Source organism: Ruicaihuangia caeni (assembly GCF_029952955.1).
Lineage (GTDB): Bacteria > Actinomycetota > Actinomycetes > Actinomycetales > Microbacteriaceae > Ruicaihuangia > Ruicaihuangia caeni.
On the sequence record NZ_JASATX010000005.1, the window covers coordinates 83576 to 98454 of the forward strand.

The window sequence follows — 14879 nt, forward strand, 5'->3', positions numbered from 1 at the left end:
CGGCGTAGGATGGAGGGCTCATGTCTGCCCCGCTCCTCGCGATCTCGTACCCCGCTGAACTGCCGGTCAGCCAGCGGCGCGACGACATCGCCAAGGCGATCGCCGATCATCAGGTCGTCATCGTCGCGGGAGCGACCGGATCGGGCAAGACCACGCAGTTGCCGAAGATCTGCCTCGAGCTCGGGCGCACGATGATCGGGCACACCCAACCCAGGCGCATCGCAGCGCGCACGATCGCCGAACGCGTCGCCGAGGAACTCGGCTCAGAGCTCGGCGACCTCGTCGGCTACCAGGTGCGATTCACCGACCAGGTGTCGGCCAAGACTCGCATCAAGCTGATGACCGACGGCATCCTGCTCAACGAGATCCACCGCGATCGACTGCTCAAGCGATACGACACGATCATCATCGATGAGGCGCACGAGCGCAGCCTCACGATCGACTTCTTGCTCGGCTACCTCAAGCGCATCCTCCCCAAGCGGCCCGATCTCAAGGTCATCATCACCTCGGCGACGATCGATCCCGAGAGCTTCGCGAAGCACTTCGCGGATGCCGAGGGCAGGCCGGCTCCGATCGTCGAGGTGTCGGGACGCACCTACCCGGTCGAGATCCGCTATCGCCCTCTCGACCCGGATGCCGTCGACACCGACGATAGCGACGACGTCGATGACGCGTTCGCAGACGGCCCTTCGGAGCCGGAGCGCACCAAGCGCCGCAACCCGAGCCCTTCGGTCGCACGCGAGCCGATCGACCTCATGGACGGCATCATCGCCGGGCTCGAAGAACTCGGCCGCGAAGAGCCCGGCGATGTGCTCGTGTTCCTCAGCGGCGAGAACGAGATCCGTGACGCTGAAGACGCGATCCGCGGCGCGATCCAGCCTCGCTCACCCCTCGATGGCACCGAGGTGCTGCCCCTCTACGGGCGGCTGAGCGCAGCCGATCAGCACCGCGTGTTCGAGCCGGGACGGGCTCCCGGCATCCGTCGCCGCGTCGTGCTGGCCACCAATGTCGCCGAGACGAGCCTCACGGTGCCCGGCATCAAGTACGTGATCGACGCGGGCACCGCGCGCATCTCGCGGTACTCCCCGCGGTCGAAGGTGCAACGACTGCCGATCGAGCCGATCTCGCAGGCCTCGGCCAACCAGCGCTCGGGCCGCTCTGGCCGCACCAGCGATGGCATCGCCATCCGCCTCTACTCGGAGGCCGACTACGAGCGGCGCCCGGAGTTCACTGAACCGGAGATCCTCCGCACGAACCTCGCGGCGGTGATCCTGCAGATGATCGCGCTCGGTCTCGGCGAGATCGAACGATTCCCGTTCCTGCAGCCGCCCGACTCGCGCGGCATCAAGGACGGGCTCGATCTGCTGCGCGAACTCGGGGCGATCGACCGAGACGGTGCGATCACGCGCGTGGGCCGACAGCTCACGCAACTCGCCATCGACCCCCGCTTCGCGCGCATGGTGATCGAGAGCGGTCGGCAGGGGCACACGCGCGAGGTGATCGCGATCGTCGCGGCGCTGTCTATCCAAGACCCGCGTGAGCGCCCGCTCGAGAAGCGCCCGCAGGCCGACCAGTTGCACGCCCGGTTCACCGACCCGACGAGCGACTTCATCACGCTGCTCAACCTCTGGAACTACCTCAAGGAGCAGGAGCGGATGCTGTCGGGCAGCGCCCTGCGCCGACTGTGCCGTGCGGAGTTCATCAACTTCCTGCGGTTCCGCGAGTGGGAAGACGTCGTGCGGCAGCTCACGCGCGCGGCGAAGCAACTCGGGCTCCACGTCGAGTCGGAGAAGAAGGGGGGCGGCGCGGATGCCGCAGTCGCCGCTGTCGCCGCTGCCGTCGCCGACGCGCCCACGCGCGCGCCTGTGGCGGCCGACGCCATCCATCGCTCGTTGCTCGCCGGTCTGCTGAGCCATATCGGCCTTCGCGACGCGCAGAAGAAGGACTACGTCGGCGCACGAAACCACCGATTCCTGATCTTCCCCGGCTCGGGCCTCGCAAAGAAGCAACCGCAGGCCGTGATGGCAGCCGAACTCGTGGAGACGAGCCGGTTGTTCGCGCGCACCGTCGCCGCGATCGAACCGGCGTGGGCCGAGCAACTCGCGGGCGACCTCGTCAAGCGCACGTATTCGGAGCCGCACTGGGAGAAGAAGCAGGGGGCTGCGGTCGCGTGGGAGCGGGCGACGCTCTACGGAGTGCCGATCGTGCCGCGACGGCGAGCGCAGTACGCCCGCGTGGATCCTGAGCATGCCCGCGAGCTGTTCATTCGCCACGGGCTCGTCGAGGGCGATTGGGACGTCTCGCGGCTGAACCGCAAGCTCTTCGAGTTCGACCGCAAGAATCGGGCGCTGCGCGCACGGCTCGAGCAGTTGGAGGAGCGCACGCGACGCCGCGACATCCTCTTCGACGACGAAGCGGTGTTCGAGTTCTATGACCGGCGCATCCCCGCTGACGTCGCGACGGTGCGCGGCTTCGAGAAGTGGTGGCGCGGCGCATCGCGCGAGCAGCCGAGCCTGCTCACCATGACCGAAGACGACCTCGCCGCCGATACCGCCGTCGACTCCCAGGCGTACCCGACGTCGTGGACGCAAGGCGACCAGAAGCTCGGCATCGGCTACCGCTTCGAGCCCGGCGCCGACGACGATGGCGTGACGGTGAAGGTACCGCTGCCGCTGCTGTCGCGCGTGAAGCCCCAAGGTTTCGACTGGCTCGTGCCGGGCCTTCGCGAGGAACTCGTGACCGCGCTGCTGAAGACGCTGCCGAAGGCGATCCGCCGCAATGTCGTGCCCGCCTCCGATTGGGCGCGGCGGCTGCTCGAGGCAGTGCCGGCAGGTGCCGACCTGTCGGATGCCGGCATCACCGAGTTCCTCGCCCGCGAGATCCAACGGCAGACCTTCACGCCGGTCTCCCCCGACGACTTCGACCTCGACCGGCTGCCTCCGCACCTGCGGCCCGGCTTCGCGGTGACCGACGACCGAGGGCGCGTGCTGGCCCGCAGCAAGAGCCTCGAGTCGCTGCAGCAGAAGCTGAAGTCACGGGCGCGCGACTCGGTCGCAGCGGTCACCGAGCGAGCGGTGCCCAACTCGATCGAGCGCGAAGGCATCACCGCGTGGGATTTCGGCGAGTTGCCGAAGGCCGTCGACACTCGCAGCGGCGGCGGAGTGATCCGCGCGTATCCCGCGCTCACCGATCGCGGCGGCAGCGTATCGATCACGCTGCTGACCACACCCGAAGATCAGGCGCGTGAGTTGCCCCGCGGCATCCGCCGTCTCCTGGCCCTCACGATCCCGTCGCCGCTCGGGTACGTGCGCGACCACCTCTCGCAGCACGAGAAGCTCACCCTCGCGACGAGCCCGTACCAGAACGTGCAAGCGCTGCTCGATGACTGCCTCGACGCCTGCCTCGACCAGGCGCTGCGTGCGCGGCATCCGAACAGGATGCTGTTCACCGCCGAGGAGTTCGAGGCGCTGCGACGCGAGGCCTCCGCCGGCCTCGTCGACCAGCTCTACGCCGCCGTTTCGCTCACAGCACGCACGCTCGCCGCCCACCGCGAGGCCGAGAAGGCATTGAAGTCGGCAACGAACATGAGCGTGCTGCCCGCCGTCGCCGACGCACGCGAGCAGCTCGCCGCACTCATCTTCCGCGGCTTCGTGTCACGCACCGGCCTCGCCCAGCTGCGGCACCTTCCGCGCTATCTGCAGGCCGTCGTCTCGCGCCTGGAGAAGCTCGCAACCGACATCGCTCGCGACCGCGGCTGGATGAACGAGGTCGCCGCCGCGACCGCCGCCTACACAAGGGCGGGCGGCACACTGCCACTGGGACCGGATGCTGCCCCGCATCTCGTGCACGTCCGCTGGCTGCTCGAAGAGCTCCGCGTCAGCCTCTTCGCCCAGCAGCTGGGCACTGCCGAACCCGTCTCGCTCCAGCGCATCCAGAAGGCACTGAAGTAGCTGCTAGAGCAGCGCTAGGCACAATCCACTTCAGATGCGATCAGGAACCGGCGCGAGCGAAGGTCTCCTCCTGTGCCTGAATTGCCAACTGCATTCCTCGTAACTTATCCACGAAGTCCCGCTCCGACATGTCACCTGTCTTCCATTTGCGGATGTCGCCAACAATCTCTCCGAACCGACCAATCTGCCATGCGGTTCGCGCACGCTTGAAGTGGAACAGCGTCTCAGCTAGTTGAAGCGCAACCGCGCGATCACGCTTCGTAGCTTCGAGCACGGCGATGTCGACAGTGGTTTGCAGTTCCACGTCGATGGGTCCGCCAAAGGTCGTGTTTCTGTCTTTCGGAAAAACCGAAGTGATTGATCCGTCTTGAAGATTGCGGCTGTAGCTCGGCTCGCTCAACCATGCTTCGCATCTGAGCGCGTGGGCACCAATGGCGTGCATTAGGTGCACGAAAGCAAGATCCGACTCGGCCTGCTGTCGACGCCACTGTTCGACTTGATTCGCGAGGAGCAAGCCCGCCACGCCGATAAGTGCAGCGAGGAGTACGACTCCTGCGTTCAACAACGCGTCCCCCAGTTCAAGTTCAGTTGACTTCAGAACTACCGACCCGATGACGACGAGCATGACATCCACGCGAGGGAGCATATCGCCGTCGCGACAGCCTTCTGTAGTGTCTGGGACGTGAGCGAATCAGCCTTGCCAGCCGCAGTCGAACCGGCGACCATAAGTCACCTCTCGGTTGACCAACGGTTCCTCGGGCTGGGCGACTACTTTCTTCAAGCTGTCGAGCGATTGAGGGATACACATGCTGGCCTGGCGAGCGCCGCTCAACGGCTCGATGACCTGAGTTCCGTGTTCGACGGCGCTCGGAGCAGGATGGCGCGCGAAGCCACAACCGAGCAGAAGGCCATAGTGGTTGAAGTTTTCGATAGCGTCCCGGAATCAGGCATGGCGCGAGAGGAGTTCATCCGACGAATGTGGGAGGCCACTTCGGACTTCTCATGGGGACCAGATTTTGTAGGAGCCCTTGTCGATGCGGCACACCGGCAACCACGGGAGCCGCTGTTTCACGGGGCCATGCTTACGAGTGCTGTGTCGAGCTTGGAGGCGCACCTTGCACATCTCGCGGAGGAGTACTTCCGTGCGGCGCCGGAAGCGCTCCACGACCTACCCCGAGAGTCGGCGAAGGAGTTTTCGCTCCGTGACATTCTCGCCATGTCATCAATAGAAGAAGCCCTGGAGGCCGCTATCGAGTCGAGAATATCCGAGCTCTCCTACGGAAACTTGGCAGGCTGGCGTGCGTTCTTCAAGGACCGCATGAAGATCGAAATGCCCGAAATGGCACTCGATTGGTCCGCGCTGATCGAAGTATTCGAACGTCGCAACTGCATTGTTCATCATGAAGGCCGCGCATCGAGGCGTTACGTGCGCTCAATTGAGACGCAGGTAAGCGTCCACGACACCCTGCAGACAGACCGCGACTACGTCCAACAGGCTATTAGCGCTCTAGAGTTGCTCGGTATCCGACTTCACGTTGCCGTGTGGCGCAAGTTCACTACCGATGCTTCTCTAGTCGGAGAGTGGGTCGAGGCGACTAGCTTCGCGGCGCTCAGGCGCGAAGAGTGGGCAACGAGTTTGCATCTATACGAGACATGGCGCAGCCTGCCGCTGTCCAATCATGAGTCGATATTGGCTCACGTCAACCTACTCCTCGCGAAGAAAGGCATTCACGGCCTCACCGCCGCCCAGGCTGAAATCGAGGCTTGGGACGTATCAGGTCTCGACGAGATTTTCGCATTCGCCAAGTACTCGCTGTTGGAACAACTCGATGAAGCTTTTGCAATGGTGCCCGAACTGCTCCAGCGCGGCAAGTTGAGTGGATGGGCGCTCGCTGTCTGGCCACTGACGAAGCCATTACGGGCCGACAAACGCATCCAGAAGTACGCGGGGATAATGCAGGATCATCTTTCTTCAGATGCGACAGTGTCACGCGAAGTCGCCGCTGACGCCGCGCGACCGGAGGGCAGCGCGCGAGACTAGCGCCGCGCAGGGCACGGCGTATTTCCAGCGCTCTTTCGAGCGATAAACCCCTACCAGTCGCGATTCCCGGCCGAGGCTCACAGCACCTTGCCGAGGAACGCCTTCGTGCGCTCGTGCTGCGGGTTCGCGAGCACTTCGCGGGGGTCTCCCTCCTCGACCACCACTCCCCCGTCCATGAAGACGAGCGAGTCGGCGACCTCTCGTGCGAACCCCATCTCGTGCGTGACGACGATCATCGTCATACCGGATGCCGCGAGCTGCTTCATGACGTCGAGCACCTCACCCACGAGCTCGGGGTCGAGCGCCGACGTCGGTTCGTCGAAGAGCATGAGCTTCGGCTCCATCGCGAGCGCTCGGGCGATCGCCACGCGCTGCTGCTGACCGCCGCTCAGGTGCGCCGGGTACGCGTCGGCTTTGCCGGAGAGGCCCACACGCTCGAGCAGGGCCCTCGCTCGCTCGACGGCGACGCCTTTGCGCTCGCCCTTCACCTGCACGGGCGCCTCGATGACGTTCTCGAGCGCGGTCATGTGGGGAAAGAGGTTGAAGCGCTGGAAGACCATGCCGATGTCGCGCCGCTGCCTCGCCGCGACCTTCGGCTTCAACTCGTAGAGCTTGTCGCCGCGCTCCTCATAGCCGACGAGGCGGCCGTCGACGCGCAGGCGTCCGGCGTCGATGTTCTCAAGATGGTTGATGCAACGCAGGAACGTCGACTTTCCCGAACCGCTCGGGCCGATCATGCACATGACCTCGCCGCGTTTGACGTCGAGGGTGATGCTGCGCAGCACCTGGTTCGTGCCGAAGCTCTTCGAGACGCCCCGCGCCTCGACCATGAGTCCGCTGCCCGGGGCCGCTGCGGCCTGGTCGCTTCGTCGTTCGGAGGTTAGCATCGCAGTCACCCAGACTCCTTTCCGGTCGGCGTCTGGCCGGGGTCGACCGGTCGGTTCTCGGGCTCGTTGCCGTCGGTCTCGACCGAGCCGGAGCCGGCGGCGCTCGACGCTCCTGCTGTGGTCGTGACGCCGGGAACCGGCCCGGTCGCGGTGGTGACCGCGCCGGATCGCCCGGCATCCGAACCGCGCCTGGTCTGTCGCTCCATGCCGATGCCGCGCGAGAACCGCTTCTCGAGGAAGTACTGGCCCACCATGAGCACGGAGGTGAACGCGAGATACCAGGCCGATGCGACCAGCAGCAGCGGGATCGGGTCGAAGGTTGCCGCCGAGATGTCGCGAGCACGCCCGTACAGGTCGAAGCTGTAGGGCACGGCCGCCACGAGCGACGTGGTCTTGAGCATCGAGATGACCTCGTTGCCCGTGGGAGGGATGATGATGCGCATCGCTTGGGGAAGCACCACGCGGCGCATGGTCTTCGTCCACGACATGCCGAGCGCGGTCGCCGCCTCGTTCTGCCCCTGGTCGACTGACATGATGCCCGCACGCACGATCTCCGCCATGTAGGCGGCTTCGTTGAGCGCGAGTCCGATCACCGCCAGCCAGAACACGTCGATCGTGTCGCGCGTCTCGAACTGGATCCACGGCGCGGTGAATGGGATGCCGATGTCGATGGTGGCGTAGATCGTGGCGAGCAGGCCCCAGAACACCAGCTGCACGTACACCGGTGTGCCGCGGAACACCCATAGGTAGAGCCACGCCACCGACTTCACAACCGGGTTCGGCGAGAGCCGCATGATCGCCAGCAGCACGCCGAGCAAGACCCCGGCCACCATGGAGTACACGGTCAAGGCAAGCGTGTTCAGCGCCGCCTGCATGATGCGCGGGTCGAAGAGGTACTGCGCGAACGCCGCCCAGCCGAACGCTGGCCGATTGGCCGCGTCGAGCACGAAGAGAGCGAGCAGCAGCACGAGCACGATCGCCGCAAGCACGCGCCAGGGATGCCGCAGGCGCACCGCGCGGATCGCCTCCGACTCCTCAGTCACTCCGGCCTGACGCGACGAAGCCGTGGCGGAAGGCTCGGGCGGCGTTGGAGTCGGCGCTCGAGACGCGCCGGCTCGGTCACGGTCTGCGGCCATCGCCTCAGCCCGCGGTCGCGGCGTTGATCGTGATCTCTGAGATGCCGCCGGCCTCGACGCCCCACTCCTTGAGGATCTTCTCGTACGTGCCGTCATCGACGAGTGACTGCAGGGCCGCCTGCACGGCCTTCGCCAGTTCGCTGCCCTTGTCGACCGCCATGCCGTAGGGCGCAACGTCGAACGCGTCACCGGCGAGCTCGATCTTGTCGCTGACCTGGCTCACCGCGTACTGGGTGATGGGAGAGTCGGCGCTCATGGCATCGGCCCGCCCGAGGGCAAGCGCGTTCGTCGCCTCGTCCTGCGTCTCGAACTTCAGGATGTTGATCGGCTCCTTGCCCGCGTCGACGCAGGCCTTCGACTTCGCAGGAAGTTCCTCCGTCTCTTCGTACGTGGTGGCCTGCACCGACACGGTGAGACCGCAGGCGTCGTCGGGGTTCACGTTGCCGCCGATCGGTTGCGCCCATTGGATGCCGGCCTCGTAGTAGTTGACGAAGTCGACCTGCTGTTCGCGCTCTGCAGTGTCGGTGAACGACGACATGCCGAGGTCGTAACTGCCGCCGGTGATGCTGGGGAGAATGCGGTCGAAGCCGGATGGCCGGTAATCAGTGGTGAGACCGAGCTTGGCGGCCATCGCGTCAGTCAACTCGATCGCCCACCCTATGGGGTCGCCCGCCTCGTCCTTGAACTCATTGGGCGCGTAGTTGGGATCGACGCCGATGATGAGCTTCCCAGCCGACGCGATGTCGTCCGGCAGCAGCGCTGCCGCGGCTTCATCGACCTCGACGTTCGAGCCGTTGCCTCCCGGACCGGTTGTGCCGGATGGCGTCGGCTCTCCCCCGTTACCGGCGCACCCCGTGAGCGCGAGCGCGACGATCGCCGTTCCGGCAAGAAATCCACGGTTCCAACGCATTGCCACTCCTTCGTGACGAGCGGCCCCACGGCCGCCGGCGGTAGCGGCCCCAGCCGCTTTGCCGTGAGTCTAGACCCGGGTTGCGGCCATGTGGAGGAGAACCGGGCTCACAAGTGCATCACGAGTCTCGGCGGGTGCAGCGGCATCCATCACCGTTGCATCACCGTTCACGCGCCGCTCTGAAACGAGATGGGCCTGACGAGCACGCCCTCGAGCACGCGCATCCAGCGCTGCCCAGTGCGACGGTACTGCTCGCGAGTGGAGAAGCGATAGCGGTAGGCGAGCACGCGGATCGCGCGAGGCTTGTCGCGGCCGAATGGCGCCTTGCGGAGCAGGCGAAGCGTGGGTTCGTCGGCTTCCAGCAAGCGAATGAGCAGCATGTCGAACCACGGTTCGCGGCCTCGCCCGAGCGGCAGGAACCACATGAGCCAGTCGAGCCGGAGGTGGAACGGCGCCCATTGCGGCGGCATCCGGCGCACGTCTCCGGGTTTGCCGAGGAACTCGTACTCGTGCCATTCGGCATCTGGATCGGACGGATCATCATTCGTCGTCTCGATGACGTACTCGATGCGCGCGCGGGTCACGCTGCCGAAGGCGCCGTACGCATTGCCGAGCTGCCAACGATTGAAGCTCGCGTTCATCAACTGACGCCTGGAGACGAGGTTCATGAGTGGCGGGTACGCCACGACGAGCAGCAGGACGGTCGCCGCGATGACGATCACGAACCACCACACCGGCGCGTGGCCGGTGAGCCCGGGCTCGTCGAAGCGACTCGGATCGGTGCCGAGGTCGGTGGGGATGAAGGGCAGCACAGCGTGCACCGCCCGGTCGTTGACGGCGGCGAAGGCGAGCACGATGGTCGCCCAGTTCAGCCACGCGAAGTTTCCTGTGAAGACGAGCCACAACTGAGTGAGGATGATCAGCGCCGCAGCGATGCTGCCGACGGGATACGGCACGAAGAGCAGGAACGGCACGACGAGCTGCACTGCGTGGTTCCCGGCCGCCTCGACGCGGTGGAACCACTTCGGCAGCAGGTGTGCCTGCCGGCTGAGCGGCCCGGGCATGGGCTGCGTCTCGTGGTGGTAATACATGGCGGTGAGGTTCCGCCATGCGCGGTCGCCGCGCATCTTGATCATGCCCGCGCCGAACTCGAGGCGGAACACGAGCCAGCAGATGAGCAGCAGGATCGTCGTGGGAGGGGGCACCTGGTCGGAGCCGAGGAACGCGACGGTGAAGCCCATCTCGATGAGCAGCATCTCCCAGCCGAAGCCGTAGAACGTCTGGCCGATCGAGAAGATCGAGAGGTAGATGCCCCACATCGCGAGAAAGGCGACGAGCGGCACCCAGGGCGGGCCGAGCTGCGGGAAGCCGGCGATGAGGGCGACCGCGATCGCGATGCCCACGATGCACAGGGCGATGAGCCGTCGGTCGGTGTAGCGCCAGTGCTTGAAGATCGTGGGCGAGCGAAGGTACCGCGGATGCTTGAGCAGTTCGGTCGCGGGCAGTAGCCCTTTCTCGCCGAGGAGCGCGGGGAACTGCTGCACAGTGGTGAGGAACGCGATGAGATACAGCGCCGCGGTGCCCCGCTGCAGCACCTGCCGCGCGAACTCGAAGTCGTGCGCGTCGAACCACTCGAGCCACTCCACGCGGCCCACCGTACGCCGCGGAAGTCAGACGTCGAGTGGCGGTTCGAGACCAAAGCGGTCGCGCAGCGCGAGCCGCGCGGCGTACCAGCCGTTCATGCCGTGCACCGCCGGCCCGGGCGGGGTCGCCGCCGAGCAGAGGTAGACGCCGTCGACCGGGGTTCGCCACGGCGTCGGTGAGAGCACCGGGCGCTTCGCGAGCTGCCACAGGGTGATCGCGCCACCGGAGATGTCACCGCCGATGTCGTTCGGATTGCGCGCGGCGAGCTCGGCGGCGCTCTGCGAGCTGGAGGCGAGGATCACGTCGCGGAACCCGGGCGCGTAGCGCTCGATCGTCGCGGTGATGGTCTCCGTCGCGTCGAAGTGCGAGCCCGACGGCACATGGGTGTACGCCCAGAGCGTGTGCTGGCCCGCCGGCGCGCGAGACGGGTCGAGCAGGCTCGGCTGAGTGACCAGCACGTACGGCTTGGCCGGCATCCGTCCGTTGACCACTGCATTCTCGGCCGCGGCCATCTCGTGACGCAGCCCGCCGAGGTGCACCGTGGGCGATTCGGCGATCTCGCCGTTCGCCCAGGGAACCGGTGCGCTCAGCGCGAAGTCGACCTTCGCGAGCCCGGGCCCGTACCGGTAGCGAGTGATCGCGCGTCGGTAGCGGCTCGGCAGGTCGCCGGTGAGCAGCAGCCGCGGAGAGGTGTCGAGGAGTGTCGCGCGGGCCCGCGGCAGCTCGCGCAGCGAGTCGATGCGCCGGCCGGTCTCGATGGTGCCGCCGTGGGCGATGATGTCGGCCGCCATGGCATCGGCGATCGCTTGCGACCCGCCGACGGGGAATCCCCAGCCGCCCGCGTGCGCGTGCGCGGCGAGCAGCAGGCCCGCTCCCGCGGAGGCGAGCGAGGGCATGCCGCCTGCCGCGTGCGCCATGACCCCGGTCAGCAGGGCGGGGGCGTCGGGTTCGGTGAAGCGCGAGTTCCACAGGCGTGTGCCCTGTTCGAGACTGCGCAGGCCGTAGCGGAATGCGGTGACCGGATGTCGCGGCATCCGGAGCAGTTGCGAACCGGTGAAGTCGACCACACCGTTGATGTCTGCGACCAGTGGCATCAGCAGGCGTCGCCAGGCTGGGCCGTCGCGGCCAAGGCTCTCGACCGTGCGTTCGAGATCGCGCCAAGCGATGGCCGCGCGCCCGTGCGGCAGCGGGTGGGCGTATGAGGCGTCGGGGATGATCCATTCGATGCTGCGATCGAGACCGATGGACTTGAAGAACCGCGAGGCGAGGCCTGCCGGGTGCACGGCGGAGCAGAGGTCGTGGCGGAATCCCGGCAGCGTGAGCTCGAGCGTGCGAGTGCCCCCGCCGATGGTTTCAGCGCCCTCGATGACGTGAACGCTGAGGCCGGCTCGCGCAGCGGTGACGGCTGCTGCGAGGCCGTTCGGGCCGCTGCCGACCACGAGCACATCGGTCATCGCGCGCTCCTCTTCATCCGTCCTTCACTCTGTTTCGTCGCAGGCATCGCTTTGCATCACTTTGCATCACTCAGTGCAGGTGTACACCCATGGCAAGCGGCTGATGTCGAGCCGATGCCTCGGCCCGTCAGCATGCAGCAGCGAGGCGTCGTCGAAGGCCACGTCGGGGCGCCACAGCATGACGGTGTCGTCGGGAGTGTGGCGTGTGGAGTGGTCGCGGAACCGCGCGACCCGAGCAGCAGCGAGCGCTTCGGCGACGGTGTCGTGCTCGCGCAGCCGATGGAGGGTCACCCACGTCGGCTGCACCAGCAGGAGCCGGCCGTCGGCGTGCTGATCGAGCGCGGCTGCGGGGGTCAACCAGCGGTAGGCGATCGCCTCGGCCTCGGCGAGCGCGATCTCGTCGTGCGGCGACTCCGCGAGATAGAACCAGGTGCGGAACCTCGGCACCGCATCAGCCGGAGGCTCCCATCGGGCGGTGACGACCAGCGATGCGGGGTCGACGGCGAGCGCGGTCTCCTCGCGCACCTCGCGCACTGCGGCACGGCGCGCGGCCGCTTCTTCGAGTGCGTCGTCCGCCGCGAACTGCCGAGTGTCGACGAGCGTGTCTCCCGCACGGTCGGGCGCGTAGACGCCGGCTTCGCCAGCTCGTGCGTCGACGGCTGGCGCGTCGCTGACTCCGCGGGGCGGGCGCGAAAACTCAGGCCTGTCATCAGGGTCGACCTTCCCTCCCGGGAACACCCACGCGCCGGCGAACCATCCTCGGTGCGGCCGCTCGATCATGAGCACCTCGAGTCCGTGCACGCCGTCTCGCAGCAGCACCACCGTCGCTGCGAGTCTGGTCACTGCTCTGCACGCTCCTTCGTGACGCAACGCGTTTCTGAGGCACTGCTCGTGGTGCGGCGCCCACGTGACGGCGGGCCCGCAACACGCTCATTCCAACCTAGTCGCGCTCGCATCGACGGCGCGGGGGCATGCTGCGGCGACGCCCGCCCCATCGGCCTGCGACACTCGTTGCATCGGCGATCTCACAATCCTGCGGGTCGGCGCGTCTTCGTATTCGATGGACTTCAGGATGACTCCCCTACGGCGCAGAGCACGGTCAGCAGCATGAAGCTGCCGTTCGAGCAGGTCGTTGCTGAGCACGGCGCGATGGTGCTTCGCGTGTGCCGTGCCGTGCTGGATGGTCATGCCGATGCCGACGACGCGTGGACCGAGACGTTCATCGCCGCCATGCGAGCGTGGCCGGAATTGCCCGACGACGCGAACGTGGAGGCGTGGCTCGTCACCATCGCGAAGCGCAAGGCCATCGATGAGATCCGTGCACGGGGACGACGAGCAGTTGCGCTCGGCGACCTGCCGGATGCAGCTCCGGATGGGTGGATGCCGGATGCCGCGGCGACTTCGGACGCCGAGCGGCACGACGTCTGGCGCGCCGTGCGCGCCCTGCCCGAGCGTCAGCGACATGCCGTCGCCTATCGATATTTCGCGGGACTGCCGTACCGGGAGATCGCTGAGCTCATGGGCGGCACCGCCGACGCGGCGCGGCGTGCGGCATCCGATGGCATCAAGAATCTGCGCCGTAGCTACCGGAACGAACAGGAGGGGTGAGGCGCATGACCACGCCCGAATCGAACACTCGTAGCCGCCCGCGCGATGAAGTGAGCGATGAACCGCATCGAGCGACGGATGCCGCCCCTCAGCAGCTCGCACTGCTGCACGCTCGTCTGGCCGACGCCGCCGACGAGCAGGGCTTGCTGGACGTCGCCTACCGCATCATCGATACGCCGGTGGGTCCGCTGCTGCTCGCGGCCACCGAGCGGGGGCTCGTGCGGGTCGCCTTCGAGCGGGAGGGCTTCGATGCCGTGCTCGCACACCTCGCGGAGCGCGTGAGCCCCCGCGTACTGCGTGCGCCGAGTCGCCTCGACGACGTGGCGCGCCAACTGGAGGAGTACTTCGCAGGGCAGCGCAGGGCCTTCGATGTGAGACTCGACCACGCGCTGTCGAGCGGGTTCCGTGCGCTCGTGCAGCAGCATCTCCCGCACATCCCGTACGGGCACACCGAGTCGTACAAGCAGGTCGCCGCTGTGCTCGGGAACCCGGGGGCCGTCAGAGCCGTCGGCACGGCTTGCGCCACGAACCCGCTGCCGGTGGTCGTTCCGTGCCACCGGGTGCTGCGCACCGACGGCAGCCTGGGCGGCTACATCGGCGGGCTCGAAGCGAAGACCGCGCTGCTGCAACTGGAGCAAGCGGCGTGACCTCGGCGATCGGGGTGGTGATCGGCGACGACGGGCTCGCCCGGCCGGCGTGGGCGGCCACCGATCCGCTGCTCCGCGAGTACTACGACACGGAGTGGGGCGTGCCGGTGCGCGACGAGCGGGGTGTGTTCGAGCGGCTCAGCCTCGAAGCGTTCCAGTCGGGACTCTCGTGGGTGACGATCCTTCGCAAACGCCCGGCGTTTCGTGCGGCATTCGACGGCTTCGACCCCGAGGTCGTCGCCCAGTACACGGACGCCCAGGTCGAACGGCTCATGGCGGATGCCGGCATCGTGCGCAATCTGCGCAAGATCCGCGCCACGATCAGCAACGCTGCGGCAACCATCCGGCTTCGCGATGAGGGCGGTTTGGCGGAACTCGTGTGGTCGTTCCAGCCGGCGGTGACGCCGGAACCTGAAGTGCTCACCGACATACCGACCCAGTCTCCTGAGTCGGTCGCCCTCGCCAAGGCCTTGCGCGCGAAGGGCTTCGTGTTCGTCGGTCCGACGACGATGTTCGCGCTCATGGAGGCGATCGGAATCGTCGATACCCACCTCGTCGCGAGCCACCGTCGGGGGACTTCGGGCGTGTGGCCCGCAGAATGA

At 66.9% G+C, this 14879-nt stretch carries 12 protein-coding genes; 5 read left to right on the forward strand and 7 right to left on the reverse strand.

From position 1 onward, the window contains the following. Window positions 1-20: 20 nt before the first annotated feature. Window positions 21-3950 carry an ATP-dependent RNA helicase HrpA gene (gene hrpA / locus QF206_RS11355; RefSeq protein ID WP_281489354.1) on the forward strand — a complete coding sequence of 1310 codons (3930 nt, stop codon included), beginning with the start codon at window positions 21-23 and terminating at the stop codon, window positions 3948-3950. A gap of 40 nt (window positions 3951-3990) precedes the next feature. Here the strand turns inward: hrpA and QF206_RS11360 are convergent, their stop codons facing one another. Further along, window positions 3991-4584: a hypothetical protein gene (locus QF206_RS11360; RefSeq protein WP_281489355.1), complete on the reverse strand. Its 594-nt coding sequence runs from the start codon at window positions 4582-4584 to the stop codon at window positions 3991-3993. 48 nt (window positions 4585-4632) lie between these two features. Between QF206_RS11360 and QF206_RS11365 the strand changes: the two genes are divergently transcribed. Continuing rightward, complete coding sequence (locus QF206_RS11365; RefSeq protein ID WP_281489356.1) at window positions 4633-5991, forward strand: hypothetical protein; 1359 nt, start codon at window positions 4633-4635, stop codon at window positions 5989-5991. Between the two features lie 77 nt (window positions 5992-6068). Here QF206_RS11365 and QF206_RS11370 read toward each other — a convergent pair whose 3' ends face one another. From QF206_RS11370 to QF206_RS11395, 6 genes are all read right to left on the reverse strand, one after another. After that, window positions 6069-6878, reverse strand: coding sequence for an amino acid ABC transporter ATP-binding protein (locus tag QF206_RS11370; RefSeq protein WP_479692172.1), 810 nt, complete (start codon window positions 6876-6878; stop codon window positions 6069-6071). Between the two features lie 5 nt (window positions 6879-6883). Further along, the gene (locus tag QF206_RS11375) at window positions 6884-7921 is read right to left on the reverse strand and encodes an amino acid ABC transporter permease (protein WP_281489357.1); all 1038 of its coding nucleotides are present in this window, start codon (window positions 7919-7921) and stop codon (window positions 6884-6886) included. A gap of 97 nt (window positions 7922-8018) precedes the next feature. After that, the gene (locus tag QF206_RS11380; RefSeq protein WP_281489358.1) at window positions 8019-8924 is read right to left on the reverse strand and encodes an ABC transporter substrate-binding protein; all 906 of its coding nucleotides are present in this window, start codon (window positions 8922-8924) and stop codon (window positions 8019-8021) included. A 167-nt stretch (window positions 8925-9091) separates the two neighbouring features. Then, window positions 9092-10570: a lipase maturation factor family protein gene (locus QF206_RS11385; RefSeq protein ID WP_281489359.1), complete on the reverse strand. Its 1479-nt coding sequence runs from the start codon at window positions 10568-10570 to the stop codon at window positions 9092-9094. A gap of 24 nt (window positions 10571-10594) precedes the next feature. After that, window positions 10595-12022: a phytoene desaturase family protein gene (locus tag QF206_RS11390; protein WP_281489360.1), complete on the reverse strand. Its 1428-nt coding sequence runs from the start codon at window positions 12020-12022 to the stop codon at window positions 10595-10597. A 66-nt stretch (window positions 12023-12088) separates the two neighbouring features. Beyond that, window positions 12089-12865, reverse strand: coding sequence for an NUDIX domain-containing protein (locus QF206_RS11395; protein WP_281489361.1), 777 nt, complete (start codon window positions 12863-12865; stop codon window positions 12089-12091). 264 nt (window positions 12866-13129) lie between these two features. Here QF206_RS11395 and QF206_RS11400 point away from each other — a divergent pair, with 264 nt between their 5' ends. From QF206_RS11400 to QF206_RS11410, 3 genes are read left to right on the forward strand one after another with little or no spacing between them, the layout of a single operon-like run. Then, entirely contained in the window at window positions 13130-13630 is a 501-nt protein-coding gene (locus tag QF206_RS11400; protein ID WP_281489362.1) for an RNA polymerase sigma factor, read from the forward strand. A 5-nt stretch (window positions 13631-13635) separates the two neighbouring features. Next, window positions 13636-14277, forward strand: a complete 642-nt coding sequence (locus tag QF206_RS11405) for a methylated-DNA--[protein]-cysteine S-methyltransferase (RefSeq protein ID WP_281489363.1) — start codon at window positions 13636-13638, stop codon at window positions 14275-14277. Then, window positions 14274-14879, forward strand: a complete 606-nt coding sequence (locus QF206_RS11410) for a DNA-3-methyladenine glycosylase I (protein ID WP_281489364.1) — start codon at window positions 14274-14276, stop codon at window positions 14877-14879. Before QF206_RS11405 ends, QF206_RS11410 begins: the two co-directional genes overlap by 4 nt.